The following is a 16,942-nucleotide window of genomic DNA, read 5'->3' as shown; positions in this document are numbered from 1 at the left end:
CTTCAGTTTGAATTGCAAATTAAGAATAATTCTAAAATAGAAAAGCGGCATTTTTTTCAAGGCTATAAGTTATTAGTTTATATTCTATATGAATCAATTTTTTATAATTAAAATAGGGCGTTAACTAATTCTTTAGGAGTTGATTATGAAGGTGAAATATTTTGCTATTCCGCTAAGCTTATTGACTATGAGCATTGCTTCATTCGCAGCTAGCGCTGCATTAAATCATGAAAATGTTGGCACAAGCTCGACTGTAATAGCTTCTAAATTCTCAAGTAATTATTTTGCAATCTATGCTCGAGTAGGGAAAGGTGGTTGCGAGTCCCAAGGGACGGCTAAAACGTGCATACCTATTGTTAATCAAACTTCGGGTGATGTGAACGTCAACTTTCCGGATTATGGCATTAGTGCAAAAGTGCCTAAGGGGGAAACAGCGTCATTTTTTGATGATACCTTTTTGATAGGAAGTGTTGGAGTCACGGTTCAATCTAGCGACTCCAATAAATACATCTTCAAGGGAACGGCTGAAAATAAAACCGGGATAAGCTGCCAAAGTGGTGTATGTAGTAAAAATAGTTAATTTCAAAAAATGATGTTTATCTTAGAGGCCATATACGTCCTCTAGTAAGATAAACATCATTTTCTCTAAATATCGTAGATTATTTTCTCAAATCACCCCGGTCTACCATCTGCTCTAGGCTGCATAAGCATAGGGGCATAAAAGATAATGAAAAGCCCGAATGCGACACACCAGAAAACAACAGCAGCTGCAATCATTGGTAGATATAGGTCTGGGATAATACCTGCTGTGATCCTTGCAATGGTCGCTAAAATCATTAATGCAAAACCGAGAATTACAGGTTTGGGAGGGACTAATTGTCGGCCTGTGTGACCCAGACTTACTCTAGCCATCATGGCTAAAATCATTCCGCCCATACCGCCAACAGTTAATGAATGAAGACCAATGCTTATTGGGAGGCCTGTTGCAATTAAAAATAATCCAATAGGGATGAAGATAAAGCTGAAATGTAATGACCAAAGTAATGGCACTTTAAAAGTGTGCTTCCAGCCCCAGCGGCTCCATCGGATAAATGTAACTAACCCAGCAAGAGTGGATGCAATTTGAAGAAATAATTCACTGCCAGAAAAGAAAGCGGCTAGGGTTAGACCAAGAGTCCCAATTGTCGCAAGTTCTAAAGCAGGCAAGTTAGGAGTTCTTTCCCAATCACTAGCTCTATCTGTGAAAAATGGAATAACTCGGCCACCAAGCAAAGCTACGATGAAAGTAATGATAATTACTGCGCCGTACAGAGCCGTATTCATAAGCTCTATATCTGAGAGATAAACACCGACATATGAAATGGCATTCATTAGAGTTAATAACAGTAATACCGGAACAAAGATCATATTACGCCACTGCTTAACTTTATAAACGGATAGAAAGAGCGTTAAGCTCGCCATTGGTAAAAACAGTAGATCGATAGTAGCGGCTACAGAAAGCGGTAATAAAGTTGAACTGAGTAAGACTATTCGTCCGAGTAACCAGAGAGTAAATAAAGCAATCAGTGGCCAGCCTTTTATCCCGGGTTGTCCTGTCCAATTTTGAACGGCAGTTAATAAAAAACCCACAACAATGGCTGAAACAAAACCAAAAATCATTTCATGGCCATGCCACCAGATAGGGTTGCCATGAGGCTGAAAGTGGATTTTTCCTGATAATGTCATTGCCCATAATCCTAAGGCAAACACACTGAAAATACTGCCAAATAAAAAGAAAGGGCGAAAGCCGAGTCTGAAGAGAGCCGGGCGGAATTGATTTTGTGCTGGTTCGTCAATATTGATCATAACATCAGTACCTGAGTGTTTTACTCGGATATTTTACATGGGATGACAATAAAAACTTTAATGAAGATCAAAAAAGCGGACATAAAGTCCGCTTAATAGTAAATAATACTTGTTTATTAACGCTTTAAACCTTCATTAAGAAGAGGGCGCATTAATTTAACTAAATTTGTGGTAACTTTTGGCGTTCCAGCAACAATGTTACCTGATACTAGATAATTATGGCCGCCTGTAAAGTCGGTAACTGTACCGCCAGCTTCACGACAAATTAGATCGCCAGCTGCGATATCCCAAGGCTTTAATCCAATCTCGAAGTAACCGTCAACACGACCAGCAGCTACATAAGCTAAATCAAGCGCCGCAGAACCTGCACGACGGATGTCGTTACACTCATTAAATACTTCCGTTACGATGTTCATGTAAGTTTCGGTATGTTGACGAGCTTTGAATGGGAATGCTGTTGCTAGAATAGTGCCATTTAGGCCTTTTGCGTCAGTAACGCGAAGTCTGTAATCGTTCAGTTTAGCACCTTGACCTCTAACGGCAGAAAATAGCTCGTTACGCACAGGATCAAATACTACGGCAATTTCAGTTTTGCCTTTAATTTGAAGTGCAATAGATACTGCAAAGTGAGGGATGCCACGGACAAAATTATTCGTTCCATCTAGAGGATCAACAATCCACATGTAATCTTTATCTTTACCGCGATCTTCACCACCTTCTTCACCAACAATTGTGTGATCAGGGTAAGATTTACGGATTTGGTATGTAACAGCCGCTTCGGCTTCTTTGTCTACGTTAGTCACAAAGTCATTTAGACCTTTAGCTGTAACTTCAACTTGGTCTAATTCCGCGTAAGCGCGCATGATAGTTTGACCGGCAGCGCGTGCAGCGCGAACGGCAATAGTCAACATTGGATGCATTGCAATCCCCTGGATGTTAAAGAACGAAAAAATAGCGAGCGGATTATACGTAAGCTGCCCAAAGACAGCAACCTAAATTATTGCAAAATTGAATTACTTTCAAAATTTACATATTAATGATGGGAATGCTTTGTTTGTCATTCGAATCAGTTGAAACCAAAGGGTCAAATGGCACGTTCACACTTGCGTATAGTTTACGAACATCTTTGATGATAATGTCGTGACCAGACTCTTCAATAAGGTCATTGTTCGTCATTTTTTTGATCAAACGAGAGAAAGTTTCTGGCTGAATAGACAGTCTAGAAGCCAAGACACGCTTAGGTATATCCAGATAAACTTGTCCTTGATTCTCAGCCGTTGGCTTCATGTGGTGCATTAAAAACAGCAGTAATCGAGATTGTGCGTTTTGTAATGAAAGGACTTCTACTTCATTAATGTTTTTACGAAGGCGCATGCTCATATTGGCCATAACAGCCATACAGGCTTCGGTATTATGCTTGAGCATGTGGAGGTATTGTTCGCAATCAAAACTGATAAGTTGACATTCCGATACGGTTTGAGCTGAAACAGGATACATGGACTGCTTATTAAACATTAAAGCTTCAGCAAAAGTATGACCTTCTCTAACCACATCAATAACTTTATCCTGTCCTTGAGGGTTGGTACGATATAGCTGAAGATTACCGTGCAAGAGTAAGTAAAAGCGTTTAGCGGGTTCACCTTGAAAGAATAGATTTTCGTGTGCTTTCAAATTGATCAAGGCAGCATTACCCATCAGCATTGAAAGCTCGCTTTCGGCCAGATTCGAAAATAAGTGATGCTGGTGGACGACACGGTGAATGTATGGTTCAGAAATCATAAGAGGCTAATATCGTTCTAGTTATTAGCCCCGTAACATAAACTAATTAATTACAAAAAACACTCGTATAGATCAAAGTTATTGATTAATGATGATGGTGGTGCATACCTTCATCATCATTCATTTTTACAACAGCCATCACTTTTAACTTCTCACCATTATTAAGGGTAAGTGTTAATGGAACAGAATCGCCTTTAGCTGGAACACCTTGAGTAAAATTCATCATCATACCGTGGTAGCCACCAGGAGCCATTGTTGTTTGCCCTTGCGAATCCACCGTGATTTTTTGAACTGGTGTCATTCGCATTAGCCCGTCTTTCATTATGGTTTGATGAAGTTCGATTCTGCCATTGGCGCTATTTATTGCCAATAACTTGATAGGTTGGTCGCCAGTGTTTTTCATCGTTAGATAAATTGGAACAACTCTAGAAGTAGGGGGCATAGCTCTGATCCATGCGTTTTCTACAGTTACTTGCTGAGCCATAGTCCAGTGACTAAAAATAGATATTAAAACGGCTAAGGAAATCAAAAGGGATTTTTTCATTGTTATTACCTTTATTTATTAGTTGCCAACAACTGTGAGACATCATCACGCATTTCTTTTAAAGGTGTACCAGTGTAGAAATACCCACGCATACGACCTTTGCCATCTATCACGAAAATCTTGGCTGTGTGTGAAAATAAATAGCCTTTTTTCTTTGGCGCATTACTGTCTTCTAAGCTGAGTTTTTTAAACTCAGTGGTAACTCGCTCATCCGCCAATTTTGAATATTCAGCACTGTATAACTTGGCGACATGATCAATTTTTTCTTTGTCATCCACCAAGCCGATAAAGCTTGGGTCGAAATAGCTGAGGTATTTATTAAGATGTTTCGGGGTATCGTACTCACTGTCGATACTGACAAATAGAACTTGAACTTTGTCTTGTTGCTCTGTTGGAAGTTTTTTCACCATTTGGGCGACATGAGCCATAGTAGTAGGGCAAATATCGGCACAGTTGGTATAACCGAAAAACATGAGTACGACTTTGCCACGAAAATCAGAAAGACTGACCTGTTGTCCCTTACTGCTATTGAGAGTGAAATCACCACCAATACCTTTGAGAATTGGCATCTTAGCTTGTGCTGGCATAATTGAGACAGATAGTGCAATCGCTGCTATAAGTGAAGATTGCTTAAATAATTTAATGAAAGTGTTCATTTAAAGTTCCTTATTAACAACGAATCTCAGCGCCAAGGTCGGTAACAGGCGGTAAATATTTTGCTTTATATTCATGCACAATCACCACTCCATTTTTAATGCTGACTAGAAGAGTGACACCCAGTTGCGCAAGTTCATTTTCATCGTATTGATTGAGAAGGCTCCATTGATATTCAAAATCAATTTGAAACTGATTGGTTCCTTGCATTGGCTTTATGTTCAGATTTCGAATCGCTCGTCTGCTGGTTTTGGCTTTTGTATTTGCTAAAAGATTGAAGTAACTCGCAAGAGAAGATGCTGAAGCCTCTTCTGCTTTAAATTTTGTATTAGGTGTAAAATGTTTATCCCAAGGGATATGGCTGTTCGGTTGATTTACACTTAAGTTGTCTAGGTGTTGTGTCCATTGATAAATGAACGCTTTAATTAAATTGGGTCCACTGGCACTTCGAAATTTTGAAGTAAAATTGTCTTTTTCATTGGTAACAGTTTTGCTATCCAGTACTTTTCCAGATTCTTTATCCAGTTTGAGTGTTTGAATTAAGTAGTAGCCATAAACTTCATCGCTATTCACTATTTTCGGCAAGAATTCCAATTCCACTTCAACTTCAGTAATTTTACTATTTTGCTTTACAGGGACGATAGACAATAGGTGATGCGCTCCTAGGCTTACCTTTGCATCTTTTAGTTCTTGAAAATCCACATTGGGATATTGAGCTTGTTTTTTTTTGGTGAGATTTTGAGAGTCAAGGAAACCATACCATTGATAAACGGCACTGTTTAATGGGTAGTCGATTCGCTTTTCGGCTGCATTCAAGGTTGGGGTGAGGGTGAGCAATAGACATACAGTGAGAAGAGTGAATCGCCGCCAATGCTTGAGAACATTAACCATGGTTGGCTCCCTTTTCGTAGTAACAATAAATAATTGAGGGCGTTACCGCCCTCATTGGCTAGGAGTTGTGATTACGCAATTTTGGTTGGTTTTTTAAGTTGAACCATTAGGTCGTCATCCCACTCGCCGTCTACTTTAATGTGACCTGCTGCACCTTTCATGATGGCTTCAATCAGGTTGTGGTTTACATAAGCGTATAAACCAGGCTGTAAGAAGGTGTAGATGGCTGCACCTGTGCAACCACCAGGAATACCCCAAGTTTCCAAGTCTGTTTGTGGTGCATCGTTGAATGAACCTGTTGGCCATACATAATCACCATGACCACCAATAATGTGGGGGCGAGTATCTCTGTTTGGTTGAGAGTGAATGAACATGACCGTTTCACCCACTTTCGCCGTCATAGCATTTTTACCTGTTAGTGCACCTACAGCTCCGTTAAATACGATGTGTGATGGAGTAAGGGTCTTCATTACCTCTAAGGTGTCATTCATGCTACCGGTAACGGTTGAATACTCTTTGTATTTGCCGTTTTTATCAGTAGGTACGTAGAAGTCTTGCTCTCCAACATAGTAGGCTTTGTCATAGGTAATCGGGTTGCCATGGCCATCTTTTAAGCCGTCGCGTGGAAGCACCATAATTGCACCAGCCATCCCCATTGCAACGTGCCAAGGGATCATAATGCCGCCCGGCGCACAGTGATAAACAAAGGTTCCTACTTTTGTAGCTTTGAAACGGAAAGTAACTTCTTCACCCGGAGAAACTAGCGTTAACTCACCACCACCTAAAGCACCTGTAGATGCGTGTAAATCAATGTTGTGTGCTAGTGCGTTTGTTTTTGGATTTTTAAGAGTAAGCTCAACATAATCGTGCTGGTGACAAACAATCAGAGGGCCAGGAACGCTACCATTAAATGCAGAAACCCAAGCTTTAACACCGTTTTCAAGTTCAACTTGTTTTTCTTCAACTGTTAAAGTTACTTGAACAACCTTTGGCTTTCCTTTTGCCACTTGGTCATGCTTAGGCACGAATGGTGGGGGAACGAGTTCTTGAGTAACACGCTCAAGTTGGTCGGCCGTATACCTTGCCATACGGTCACTTTTTTTATGATGACTTGCAGACGCTGAGGTTGATACCAACCCTGCTGCTAAACCTGCACCTACTAGACCTACACCTACTGAACCGCCTAAGAAGTTACGACGTTGGGTGTTGATATCGTTTGTTTTCTTTTCCATGACCTGCTCCGAATATTGTTTGTAACGCGACGCAAACAAAAAAAGTAAATTGATGCCTGTTTGCGCTGTTGTGTATAGAATATTCGCAGCAAGTAAAATTGAATTGACTTTTGTCAATTTTAATAACGAAAATTAAATAATTTAGTTACCTTGGTACAGTTTTGAGGGAGAAATCGTAAATGAGGTTAATGTTATCATGACCCTTATAAAAACAAACAATATCTTAGATATACACACGCACATCTTCTATATGTTACTATCCCGCTTTATATTCTTTTAGAAGTAAAGCCGAATCCACATGCTTGATAATATTCGTATCGTTCTTGTCGGAACATCTCATCCGGGAAATATTGGTTCAGTAGCCAGAGCAATGAAAACCATGGGGCTAACTAAGTTATATCTAGCCGAGCCAAGAGTTGAGCCTGATGGGCAGTCTATAGCCTTAGCTGCCGGTGCAGCGGATATTTTAAAAGATGCTGTAACGGTAGATTCGTTCGATAAAGCCATTGAAGATTGTGGATTAGTTGTTGCTACAAGTGCTCGTAGTCGAACGCTCGACTGGCCTGTTTTAGAGCCAAGAGAAGCAGGTGAAAAGCTGGTTTCAGAAGGGCAGAATCATGATGTGGCAATTGTGTTTGGTCGTGAGAATCATGGCTTAAGTAATGACGAATTACAAAAATGTCATTACCACGTGGTGATACCTGCTAACCCTGATTACAGCTCTTTGAATCTTGCTCAAGCGGTTCAAATTGTGTGTTATGAAACTCGTATGGCGATGTTAAATGCGACTCGCGAACCACAAGAAACTCCAGAATATCCTCTACAAAAAGATCAAGAACGATTTTTTGAGCACCTTGAAAATACACTTTCAAATACAGGCTTTATTATTAAGAATCACCCTGGGCAGATCATGACGAAATTGCGTAGATTGTTCACCAGAGCGAGAATTGAAGCTCCAGAGATGAACATATTGAGAGGTATTCTAACCTCAATCGATAAAGCGACGAAAAAGGATTAGTTTTTAGTATGGGTGTGATTTCTAGAATCAAAGAAGATATCGCTTCTATTTACCATAGAGACCCTGCTGCAAGAAGCACTTGGGAAATACTACTCAATTACCCTGGAATGCATGCGATCTGGTTACATCGCGCAAGCCATAAATTATGGAAAAAAGAGTGGCATCTTTTAGCGCGAGTGATATCAACATTCTCTCGCTGGCTGACTGGGGTTGAAATACACCCAGGTGCTACGATTGGAAGACGTTTCTTTATCGATCACGGTATGGGCGTCGTGATTGGTGAAACGGCAGAGATTGGTGACGATTGCACTTTGTACCACGGTGTGACTCTAGGTGGAACGAGCTGGAATAGCGGCAAACGTCATCCAACGCTAGGCAACAATGTGGTTATTGGTGCGGGGGCAAAAGTTCTTGGCCCTATTTTGATTGATGACGGTGCTAGAGTTGGTTCTAATTCCGTAGTGGTTAAAACCGTCAATAAAGAAAGAACCGTGGTGGGAATTCCGGGCAGGGAAGTGGCCGCACAAACCGAACAAGCTGAAGAAACCACACGCCGTAGAAGTGAAATGGCTAAGAAATACGGTTTTGATGCTTACGCGGTATCGCCTGATAACCCTGATCCGGTTGCCAATGCTATTGGTCAATTGATGGATCATATGCATTTGATGGACTCTAAGCTCCAAGATGTTTGCCATGAAGTACAGCAAATGGGTGGTGAAGTCTGCACTGATAAGTTACCTGAATTGAATATTGAAGAATTCTCAGAAGATGAGATCGCTGCCGCTGAAAAGCGTAAAAAACAGTTGGATGAGTTTGATCCAATGATCTAATTTTCACAAGGCTTCTAAGGGGATAGAAGCCTTTAACTCCCGTATTGTTAACCATAATTTAACATCTTTTTGCTAAATCAAAAGAAAATCCACTTTTTCATTGAATTTAGCGTACGAACAAGGTTAAATACGCGGCTTAAATCCCATTTCTTCTCTTTAAATCTACTTCCAGATCACACTTTGGAATACTTGACTAATTTAGTCAGGTATGTTTCAATTAATGTCATACGATTAATAGGAACTGGTTTAGTTATGAAACTTACCTCAAAAGGACGCTATGCCGTCACAGCGATGCTTGATGTGGCTATTCATTCCGCAAGCGGTCCTGTTCCGTTGGCCGACATTTCCGAAAGACAGGGGATTTCACTGTCTTACCTCGAACAACTCTTTGCAAAATTAAGAAAGAAAGGGCTCGTTGCCAGCGTTCGAGGTCCTGGCGGTGGTTACCGTTTAGGTCTAGAAGCGGCTGATATTTCAGTGGGAATGGTAGTTCATGCTGTTGATGAATCAGTCGAAGCAACTAGATGTCATGGTGTCGGCAACTGTCAAAGTGGCACCCGATGCTTAACCCATTCACTCTGGGGTGATTTAAGTAAACAGATTTCCGATTTTCTAGATGGAATTAGTCTAGAAGGTTTGATGAATAAAAGAGATGTTCAATATATCTCGGTAAAGCAAGATAAAATGCAGCAAGAACATAGGCTTTCTCTGTAGAGATCTAGTTCTAAGATTTTTGCGTAATAATAATTGATGTTTGTACCTTTTGTGTCGAAGTAACGACAAATGTGTACGGAGTGTGTAATGAAGCTTCCTATCTATTTGGATTATGCAGCAACAACGCCGGTTGACCCTCGTGTTGCTGAAAAGATGATGCAGTACATGACCATGGACGGAGTCTTTGGTAATCCTGCTTCACGTTCTCACCGCTATGGCTGGCAAGCCGAAGAGGCGGTGGATATCGCTCGTAATCAAATCGCAGATTTGCTTAACGGCGATCCTCGTGAAATTATTTTTACCTCAGGTGCTACGGAGTCAGACAACCTTGCAATTAAAGGTGTTGCACACTTCTATCACAAGAAAGGTAAGCACATTATTACCAGCAAAACTGAACACAAAGCAGTATTAGATACTTGCCGTCAGTTAGAGCGTGAAGGCTTTGAAGTTACGTATCTTGAGCCAGACGCTAACGGTATTATTCCAATGGAACGCCTTGAAGGTGCAATGAGAGAAGACACGATTCTTCTTAGCTTAATGCACGTTAACAATGAAATTGGCGTGATCCACGATCTTAAAGCCATTGGTGAGCTTTGCCGTTCAAAGAAAATCATTTTCCACGTAGATGCTGCACAAAGTGCTGGTAAGTTGCCAATCGACGTACAAGACATGAAAGTTGATTTGATTTCAATTTCAGGTCACAAAATGTATGGACCTAAAGGTATCGGTGCACTTTATGTTCGTCGTAAGCCTCGTATTCGTCTAGAAGCTATGGTTCATGGTGGAGGACACGAACGCGGTATGCGTTCAGGTACACTAGCAACTCACCAAATCGTTGGTTTAGGTGAAGCAGCGGCGATTGCTAAAGCAGATATGGATAAAGATAACGACCGCATTCGCCACTTACGTGACAAACTATGGTCTGGTATTAAAGACATCGAAGAAACTTATATCAATGGTGACTTCGACAGCCGCTACTGTGGTGCTTTAAACGTAAGCTTCAACTTTGTTGAAGGTGAATCGTTGATGATGGCACTTAAAGATCTAGCTGTGTCTTCTGGTTCTGCTTGTACATCAGCAAGCCTTGAGCCTAGCTATGTGCTTCGTGCGTTAGGCTTGAACGATGAAATGGCTCACAGCTCAATTCGTTTCTCAATCGGACGATTCACCACTGAAGAAGATATTGATTTCGCCATCGACATCATTAATAAGTCTATTGGCAAGTTACGTGATATGTCTCCATTATGGGAAATGTATCAAGACGGTGTTGATTTAAATTCAGTTCAATGGACTCACCATTAAGGAGTATTAATTATGGCGTACAGTGAAGAAGTAATTGACCATTACGAAAACCCTCGTAATGTTGGCTCCATGGATAAGAATGATCCAAACGTTGCAACTGGTATGGTGGGTGCACCAGCTTGTGGTGACGTAATGAAGCTGCAACTTAAGATAAATGAAGAAGGCATCATTGAAGATGCTAAATTCAAAACTTATGGCTGTGGTAGTGCGATTGCCTCAAGCTCACTGGTTACAGAGTGGGTTAAAGGTAAGACTATGGAAGAAGCTGCCCAAATTAAAAACACCCAAATTGCGCAAGAGCTGGCTTTACCACCAGTAAAAATTCATTGCTCAATTTTGGCTGAAGATGCAATTCAAGCAGCTTTAGAAGATTTTAAGTCTAAGCAACAAGAGCTAGCACAAGGTTAGTCATTGGAGTATTGAATGGCTATTACCATGACAGCTGCGGCTTCAGATCGTGTAAAGGCATTTTTAAACAATCGCGGTAAAGGTATTGGGCTGCGTTTAGGTCTAAAGACATCTGGTTGTTCAGGAATGTCTTACGTTATTGAGTTCGTTGATGAGCTTAATGACGATGATGAAATCTATGAAGTTGAAGGCGTGAACATCATTATTGATGCGAAAAGCTTTATTTACCTGCAAGGTATTGAATTAGATTTTGTTAAAGAAGGCTTAAACGAAGGCTTTCAATTTAATAACCCAAATGCGAAGGGAGAGTGTGGTTGCGGTGAAAGCTTTACCGTGTAACACACCTAATTATTCAAATAATGAATTATTTTGAGCTTTTTGGCTTCCCAACAAACTTCTCAATCGATAGCGCTCAACTCTCTGAGCGTTATCGAGAGTTTCAACGAACCGTCCATCCTGACAAATTTGCTAACAGTAGCGAACAAGAAAAGTTACTGGCCGTGCAAAAAACAGCACAGGTTAACGATGGTTTTCAAACCCTTAAAAATCCTATTCGTCGTGCAGAGCATATCTTGCAACTTCGTGGTATTGACTTAAGCCATGAAACAGCAACGGTTAAAGATACCAGCTTTTTAATGCAGCAAATGGAATGGCGTGAAGCGTTGGAAGATATTTCTGGAGCTGCCGATCCTCACCAAGGTATTGATGAACTCCAAACGTCATTTAAACAGCATGAAGCGGAATATTCCTCTGTGTTGGTTTCTAAATTAGAAATTAATAGCGATGATGCCAATTTAGCGGCTGCAGATCAGATACGTAAGCTGAAATTTATGGCAAAATTGCAGGATGAACTAACACGCATTGAAGACGATTTATTCGATCTTTGATTTTGAATACGTCATACCTGCGAAAGCAGGTATCCAGTGACTTTTCTATAACATTTCTAAAGGCACTAGACTTCTGCCTACGCAGAAGTGACGGGAAAAACTATAAATCATTTAAAGAGAATTTATGGCACTTTTGCAAATTGCCGAGCCGGGACAGAGCGCGGCACCCCATCAACATCGATTAGCTGTTGGTATTGATTTAGGTACGACTAACTCGCTAGTCGCTGCGGTTCGTAGTGGTGAAGCCCAAACCTTGGGTAATGAACAAGGTCAGCACTCATTGCCTTCAATTGTGCATTACTCACAAGAATCGATTCTTGTTGGCAAAGAAGCTGCACAAGCATCGGCAGCCGATCCTAAAAATACCATTGTTTCTGTTAAGCGTTTTATGGGTCGTAGTCTTGCCGACGTACAAAATAAGTACCCAAACCTTGCCTATGATTTATCATCAAGCGAACAAGGTTTACCAGTTTTCAATACGGTACAAGGTCAAGTTAACGCGATACAAGTGTCGTCAGAAATTCTAAAGCCTTTGATTAAAACGGCTGAACAAACATTGGGTGGTGATTTAGAAGGTGTAGTAATTACTGTTCCTGCCTATTTTGATGACGCTCAACGCCAAGGCACTAAAGATGCGGCTTCTTTGTTGGGAATTAACGTCTTGCGTCTTCTAAATGAGCCAACGGCAGCGGCTATTGCCTATGGTTTAGATACTAAGCAAGAAGGCGTAATTGCTGTATACGACTTAGGTGGTGGTACTTTTGATGTATCAATCTTACGCTTAAACAAAGGTGTATTTGAAGTGCTCGCTACAGGTGGTGATTCTGCGCTTGGCGGCGATGATTTCGATCATTTATTACAAGATCATCTTGTCAAACATTGGCAACTTGAAGATCTGAGTTCGACTGAGTCTCGTCGCTTACAAATTGAATCTCGTCGTATTAAAGAAGCGTTAACCGATACCGATTCAGTAACAGCATCACTAACATTAGACAATGAACAACAACTAGAGGCTGAAATCAGTAAAACTGATTTTGATGCGCTCATTCTTCCGTTAGTGAAAAAGACCGTAGCAAGCTGCCGTCGTGCTCTTCGTGATGCAGATGTAAGTGTTGATGAAGTGTTAGAAACCGTGATGGTTGGCGGTTCAACTCGTGTTCCGTTAGTTCGTGAACAAGTTGAAACGTTTTTCGGTAAAGTGCCATTAACCTCAATCGATCCTGATCGCGTTGTTGCCATTGGTGCAGCCATTCAAGCTGATATCCTAGTGGGTAACAAACCTGAGTCGGATTTATTATTGCTTGATGTTATTCCATTATCGCTTGGTATTGAAACCATGGGTGGCCTTGTCGAAAAAATTGTACCTAGAAATACTACAATTCCAGTTGCTCGAGCCCAAGAGTTCACTACCTTTAAAGATGGCCAAACTGCCATGATGGTTCATGTGGTTCAAGGTGAACGAGAGTTAGTTGATGATTGTCGTTCATTGGCTAAATTTTCTTTAACCGATATCCCACCTTTAGCTGCTGGTGCTGCGCATATTCGAGTAACTTATCAAGTGGATGCCGATGGTTTACTTAGTGTGACAGCCATGGAAAAGTCTACCGAAGTAAAAGCAAGCATTGAAGTTAAGCCATCGTTTGGACTGTCTGATACTGAAATCGCTACCATGCTTAAAGACTCAATGGCACATGCAAAAGAAGACATCGAACGTCGTATGCTGACTGAGCAGAAAGTTGAGGCGCAACGTGTGTTAGAAAGTCTGAATTCAGCATTAGAAAAAGACGGACATTTACTTACTGAAGAAGAGCGTCAGCAAGTAGAGTCTGGAATGACAAGTTTGGCACAGTGCGCTGCGGCCGATGATGTCGATGCCATTGAAAAAGCGATTGAAGCCGTAGATGCACAAACGCAAGCTTTTGCCGCTAAACGCATGGATAATTCAATTAAGGCCGCTTTGACTGGCCACTCAGTAGATGAACTTTAGGACGTAAACGCTATGCCACAAATTGTATTTCTTCCACACGAAGAGCTTTGTCCAGACGGAGCAGTTGTAGAAGCTGAAGTTGGTGAAACAGTTCTTGATGTTGCTTTAAAAAATGGCATTCATATTGAACATGCTTGTGAAAAGTCATGTGCCTGTACTACTTGTCACGTCGTGATCCGTGAAGGGTTTGATGAACTTGAAGAAAGCGATGATCTAGAAGATGACATGCTAGATAAAGCATGGGGCTTGGAGCCAGAAAGTCGTCTTTCTTGCCAAGCAAAAGTTGTTGATAGTGATATGGTGGTCGATATTCCACAATACACGATTAATATCGTGAGTGAAGGGCATTAAACCGCTTTTCATTACAACAGGGAGGGCATTAGCCCTCCTTTTTGTTTTCGGCAATCTTTGAGTGTTACAACAGTCGCAGTAAAAGTTTTATTTTATTACCTCTAATATTCATCGGTAAAGTTAAAAACCACATCAAGTCCAATCGTATTGATAGAACCAAAAGCATTCGGAAGCTCGAATTAATGCCGTTTATTGTAACTCGTTATGCTATCTGGGATGATGACGTTTTAAGTGACAGTTCTAGACTACATAATATGAAAGCGATACATTATTTTTTACTATTAGGGGTTACCGTTTTCTACCTGCTTGCGATGGCTTTACGTCAAGGGAAACGGCTAATATCTCTAATTCAGAAATTCAGAGTATTTCAGACAACAGTCAACTGATTTATGGAGTTATTGTAGGTAAGAGCAAACAAGGAAAAGATGGTACTGTATGGAAGTTTAGAGGGAATGACGGTCTAACCTATAACCTTGTTGTCAGTATCCCTAATTTAGGTAAAAAAGAAAGCAAAAATATTCCCTTAGTGAAACTACATCAGCGATTAGCCGTCTCTGGAGAAGTATATCATTTTGGTGATGAAGTCCAATTAATCGCTAGAAGCATCAGAGATTCTGATTAAAGGTGAAATGTCTAAAAGATATATCAAAGTTATAACTTATGTAAAAAACGTCTATATTTTTAACTATTTTTTCTCCTTTTGTAATGCATTTGTTTAATTATTAGGTAAAGTGTTATTTATCTTACTATTTTGATTGGTTATGCATTTAAAGGGAAATAAAATGAGATTAGAGTCAATTGCGCTTCATGAAGGTTATCAGTCAGAGGATTCAACCAAGTCTGCTGCTGTACCTATTTATCAAACAACCTCTTTTACCTTCGATAATACGCAACATGGTGCGGATCTATTTAATTTAGCAGTACCCGGAAATATCTATTCTCGTATTATGAATCCAACTAATGATGTTTTGGAAAAACGTATTTCCGCATTAGAAGGGGGGATTGCAGCATTGGCTGTATCATCGGGTATGGCTGCAATTACTTATGCTATTCAAGCCATTACTAGCGTTGGAGATAATGTCGTCAGTACCAGTCAACTTTATGGTGGAACTTATAATCTATTCGCACATACTCTTCCTAACCAAGGAGTAGATGTAAAGTTGATCTCTCATGATGACTATGAAGGGTTTGATGCTGCAATTGATGAAAAAACCAAAGCTGTTTTTTGTGAATCCATTGGTAATCCAGCTGGTAATATTGTAGATATTGCTCGTTTAGCCGAAATTGCCCATAAGCATGGAGTTCCACTCATTGTTGATAATACAGTAGCAACCCCATATTTGTGCCGACCGTTTGAGCATGGGGCTGATATTATTGTTCATTCATTGACTAAATATATTGGAGGCCATGGTACTTCCATTGGTGGCATTATCGTTGACTCTGGTAAGTTTGATTGGGTTGCTAATAAAGATAGATTTACCCAACTTAATGAACCTGATCTTTCATATCATGGTGTTGTCTATACCGAAGCTTTGGGAGATGCTGCGTACATTGGTCGTTGCCGAGTAGTTCCACTTCGAAATACAGGTGCTTCGCTTTCACCTCAAAATGCATTTCTAATTTTGCAGGGATTAGAGACGTTAGGTTTAAGAATGGAGAGGCATTGCGAGAATGCAGAAAAGCTAGCTGAATACTTATCACAACACCCAAAAGTAGAGTGGGTAAACTATGCTGGACTCCCTGATAGCCCTTATCATGCAAATAGTATCAAAATAACTGGTGGCAAAGCTTCTGGAATTATTTGTTTTGGCATTAAAGGTGGAATCGATTCTTGCTCTAGGTTTATAGACGCCTTACAGATGATTTTGCGTTTAGTTAATATTGGTGATGCTAAGTCGCTTGCTTGTCACCCAGCTTCAACAACTCATAGGCAATTAAACTCCAAAGAACAGGCTAAAGCAGGTGTGAGTGAAGATTTGGTTCGTATTTCTGTCGGTATAGAACACATCGAAGACATTATTGCTGATGTGTCACAAGCGTTAGAACAAGCTTAATTTTGGTTGTTAAAGGCCAATAAAAAACCAGAGAGTGGCATATTGTTCATCTCTGGTTTTTTATTATGAGGTATTTCTCTATTCTTTTGTATCAGAAAGTTAATCGCAGCAAAGTACAACATGAAAGCTTTACTCATTATTACTGGACTCATCTTTGTTGTGTTTCTTGTTGTGTGGTATGGGGAAGTACTTTACCAGAAAAGCATAAAGTGATAGTTAACCAAAAAAATAAATGCACCAATTAATCAAGTATGGGAAGTATTGCAGCACTTAGCTTTGAAAATGGAGTTACTATCATTACTGCAACTGAAATAGTGTCTTAATCATCAACGTTTAAACGAGTAATCACGTACTTGTTTTTCGAATTAAATGAATTTGCCAATGAATATCTGTCGCAGTTAAAAATGTATGTCGAGTAATGACCAATCATATCGGTTGGTAGGATA

The 16,942-nt window shown here is 40.3% G+C and carries 18 protein-coding genes; 11 read left to right on the top strand and 7 right to left on the bottom strand.

The annotated features are described in order from the left end of the window. Nucleotides 1–145 precede the first annotated feature (145 nt). Complete coding sequence (locus AC1EU0_RS15455) at nt 146–580, top strand: hypothetical protein (RefSeq protein ID WP_480303463.1); 435 nt, start codon at nt 146–148, stop codon at nt 578–580. A gap of 92 nt (nt 581–672) precedes the next feature. Here the strand turns inward: AC1EU0_RS15455 and AC1EU0_RS15450 are convergent, their stop codons facing one another. The 7 genes from AC1EU0_RS15450 to nirK form a co-directional block, all read right to left on the bottom strand. Then, complete coding sequence (locus AC1EU0_RS15450; RefSeq protein WP_480303462.1) at nt 673–1,845, bottom strand: NnrS family protein; 1,173 nt, start codon at nt 1,843–1,845, stop codon at nt 673–675. Between the two features lie 116 nt (nt 1,846–1,961). Then, nucleotides 1,962–2,765: an inositol-1-monophosphatase gene (suhB, locus tag AC1EU0_RS15445; protein WP_480303461.1), complete on the bottom strand. Its 804-nt coding sequence runs from the start codon at nt 2,763–2,765 to the stop codon at nt 1,962–1,964. Nucleotides 2,766–2,871: 106 nt separating this feature from the next. Further along, the gene (locus tag AC1EU0_RS15440) at nt 2,872–3,624 is read right to left on the bottom strand and encodes a Crp/Fnr family transcriptional regulator (protein WP_480303460.1); all 753 of its coding nucleotides are present in this window, start codon (nt 3,622–3,624) and stop codon (nt 2,872–2,874) included. 85 nt (nt 3,625–3,709) lie between these two features. Continuing rightward, nucleotides 3,710–4,168, bottom strand: coding sequence for a copper chaperone PCu(A)C (locus tag AC1EU0_RS15435; protein ID WP_480303459.1), 459 nt, complete (start codon nt 4,166–4,168; stop codon nt 3,710–3,712). 11 nt (nt 4,169–4,179) lie between these two features. Then, nucleotides 4,180–4,824 carry an SCO family protein gene (locus tag AC1EU0_RS15430; RefSeq protein ID WP_480303458.1) on the bottom strand — a complete coding sequence of 215 codons (645 nt, stop codon included), beginning with the start codon at nt 4,822–4,824 and terminating at the stop codon, nt 4,180–4,182. Between the two features lie 13 nt (nt 4,825–4,837). After that, a complete protein-coding gene (locus tag AC1EU0_RS15425; protein WP_480303457.1) occupies nt 4,838–5,713 on the bottom strand; it encodes a hypothetical protein in 876 nt (291 codons plus the stop codon). 71 nt (nt 5,714–5,784) lie between these two features. After that, on the bottom strand, nt 5,785–6,945 hold the full coding sequence (gene nirK / locus AC1EU0_RS15420; RefSeq protein ID WP_480303456.1) for a copper-containing nitrite reductase: 1,161 nt from the start codon (nt 6,943–6,945) through the stop codon (nt 5,785–5,787). A 298-nt stretch (nt 6,946–7,243) separates the two neighbouring features. On the opposite strand from nirK, the gene trmJ reads away from it, so the two are divergent. The 10 genes from trmJ (at nt 7,244) to AC1EU0_RS15370 (ending at nt 16,496) form a co-directional block, all read left to right on the top strand. After that, complete coding sequence (gene trmJ / locus AC1EU0_RS15415; protein WP_480303455.1) at nt 7,244–7,963, top strand: tRNA (cytosine(32)/uridine(32)-2'-O)-methyltransferase TrmJ; 720 nt, start codon at nt 7,244–7,246, stop codon at nt 7,961–7,963. A gap of 8 nt (nt 7,964–7,971) precedes the next feature. Continuing rightward, nucleotides 7,972–8,793 (top strand): serine O-acetyltransferase, encoded by an 822-nt coding sequence (gene cysE, locus AC1EU0_RS15410; RefSeq protein WP_480303454.1) that lies wholly within the window; start codon nt 7,972–7,974, stop codon nt 8,791–8,793. A gap of 252 nt (nt 8,794–9,045) precedes the next feature. Further along, nucleotides 9,046–9,507: a Fe-S cluster assembly transcriptional regulator IscR gene (gene iscR, locus AC1EU0_RS15405; protein ID WP_480303453.1), complete on the top strand. Its 462-nt coding sequence runs from the start codon at nt 9,046–9,048 to the stop codon at nt 9,505–9,507. An 87-nt stretch (nt 9,508–9,594) separates the two neighbouring features. Next, nucleotides 9,595–10,809 carry an IscS subfamily cysteine desulfurase gene (locus tag AC1EU0_RS15400; protein WP_480303452.1) on the top strand — a complete coding sequence of 405 codons (1,215 nt, stop codon included), beginning with the start codon at nt 9,595–9,597 and terminating at the stop codon, nt 10,807–10,809. 12 nt (nt 10,810–10,821) lie between these two features. Further along, complete coding sequence (iscU, locus tag AC1EU0_RS15395; RefSeq protein ID WP_480303451.1) at nt 10,822–11,217, top strand: Fe-S cluster assembly scaffold IscU; 396 nt, start codon at nt 10,822–10,824, stop codon at nt 11,215–11,217. Between the two features lie 15 nt (nt 11,218–11,232). Then, nucleotides 11,233–11,556: an iron-sulfur cluster assembly protein IscA gene (gene iscA / locus AC1EU0_RS15390; protein WP_480303450.1), complete on the top strand. Its 324-nt coding sequence runs from the start codon at nt 11,233–11,235 to the stop codon at nt 11,554–11,556. Nucleotides 11,557–11,576: 20 nt separating this feature from the next. Continuing rightward, nucleotides 11,577–12,104, top strand: coding sequence for a co-chaperone HscB (gene hscB, locus AC1EU0_RS15385; protein WP_480303449.1), 528 nt, complete (start codon nt 11,577–11,579; stop codon nt 12,102–12,104). A gap of 124 nt (nt 12,105–12,228) precedes the next feature. Further along, nucleotides 12,229–14,091 (top strand): Fe-S protein assembly chaperone HscA, encoded by a 1,863-nt coding sequence (gene hscA / locus AC1EU0_RS15380; protein ID WP_480303448.1) that lies wholly within the window; start codon nt 12,229–12,231, stop codon nt 14,089–14,091. A gap of 12 nt (nt 14,092–14,103) precedes the next feature. Continuing rightward, nucleotides 14,104–14,442, top strand: a complete 339-nt coding sequence (gene fdx, locus AC1EU0_RS15375; protein ID WP_121839902.1) for an ISC system 2Fe-2S type ferredoxin — start codon at nt 14,104–14,106, stop codon at nt 14,440–14,442. Between the two features lie 782 nt (nt 14,443–15,224). Then, nucleotides 15,225–16,496, top strand: a complete 1,272-nt coding sequence (locus tag AC1EU0_RS15370) for an O-acetylhomoserine aminocarboxypropyltransferase/cysteine synthase family protein (protein WP_480303447.1) — start codon at nt 15,225–15,227, stop codon at nt 16,494–16,496. The last annotated feature ends 446 nt before the right edge of the window (nt 16,497–16,942 follow it).

Source organism: Parashewanella sp. 2210YD4-3, assembly GCF_056591735.1.
This window is presented reverse-complemented; position numbering and strand designations above follow the sequence as displayed.

What these genes read in the sequence shown, in the direction of transcription:
- AC1EU0_RS15455 (WP_480303463.1), top strand. Translation starts at nt 146, where the DNA reads ATGAAGGTGAAATATTTTGCTATTCCGCTAAGCTTATTGACTATGAGC.
- AC1EU0_RS15450 (WP_480303462.1), bottom strand. Translation starts at nt 1,845, where the DNA reads ATGATCAATATTGACGAACCAGCACAAAATCAATTCCGCCCGGCTCTC.
- suhB (WP_480303461.1), bottom strand. Translation starts at nt 2,765, where the DNA reads ATGCATCCAATGTTGACTATTGCCGTTCGCGCTGCACGCGCTGCCGGT.
- AC1EU0_RS15440 (WP_480303460.1), bottom strand. Translation starts at nt 3,624, where the DNA reads ATGATTTCTGAACCATACATTCACCGTGTCGTCCACCAGCATCACTTA.
- AC1EU0_RS15435 (WP_480303459.1), bottom strand. Translation starts at nt 4,168, where the DNA reads ATGAAAAAATCCCTTTTGATTTCCTTAGCCGTTTTAATATCTATTTTT.
- AC1EU0_RS15430 (WP_480303458.1), bottom strand. Translation starts at nt 4,824, where the DNA reads ATGAACACTTTCATTAAATTATTTAAGCAATCTTCACTTATAGCAGCG.
- AC1EU0_RS15425 (WP_480303457.1), bottom strand. Translation starts at nt 5,713, where the DNA reads ATGGTTAATGTTCTCAAGCATTGGCGGCGATTCACTCTTCTCACTGTA.
- nirK (WP_480303456.1), bottom strand. Translation starts at nt 6,945, where the DNA reads ATGGAAAAGAAAACAAACGATATCAACACCCAACGTCGTAACTTCTTA.
- trmJ (WP_480303455.1), top strand. Translation starts at nt 7,244, where the DNA reads ATGCTTGATAATATTCGTATCGTTCTTGTCGGAACATCTCATCCGGGA.
- cysE (WP_480303454.1), top strand. Translation starts at nt 7,972, where the DNA reads ATGGGTGTGATTTCTAGAATCAAAGAAGATATCGCTTCTATTTACCAT.
- iscR (WP_480303453.1), top strand. Translation starts at nt 9,046, where the DNA reads ATGAAACTTACCTCAAAAGGACGCTATGCCGTCACAGCGATGCTTGAT.
- AC1EU0_RS15400 (WP_480303452.1), top strand. Translation starts at nt 9,595, where the DNA reads ATGAAGCTTCCTATCTATTTGGATTATGCAGCAACAACGCCGGTTGAC.
- iscU (WP_480303451.1), top strand. Translation starts at nt 10,822, where the DNA reads ATGGCGTACAGTGAAGAAGTAATTGACCATTACGAAAACCCTCGTAAT.
- iscA (WP_480303450.1), top strand. Translation starts at nt 11,233, where the DNA reads ATGGCTATTACCATGACAGCTGCGGCTTCAGATCGTGTAAAGGCATTT.
- hscB (WP_480303449.1), top strand. Translation starts at nt 11,577, where the DNA reads ATGAATTATTTTGAGCTTTTTGGCTTCCCAACAAACTTCTCAATCGAT.
- hscA (WP_480303448.1), top strand. Translation starts at nt 12,229, where the DNA reads ATGGCACTTTTGCAAATTGCCGAGCCGGGACAGAGCGCGGCACCCCAT.
- fdx (WP_121839902.1), top strand. Translation starts at nt 14,104, where the DNA reads ATGCCACAAATTGTATTTCTTCCACACGAAGAGCTTTGTCCAGACGGA.
- AC1EU0_RS15370 (WP_480303447.1), top strand. Translation starts at nt 15,225, where the DNA reads ATGAGATTAGAGTCAATTGCGCTTCATGAAGGTTATCAGTCAGAGGAT.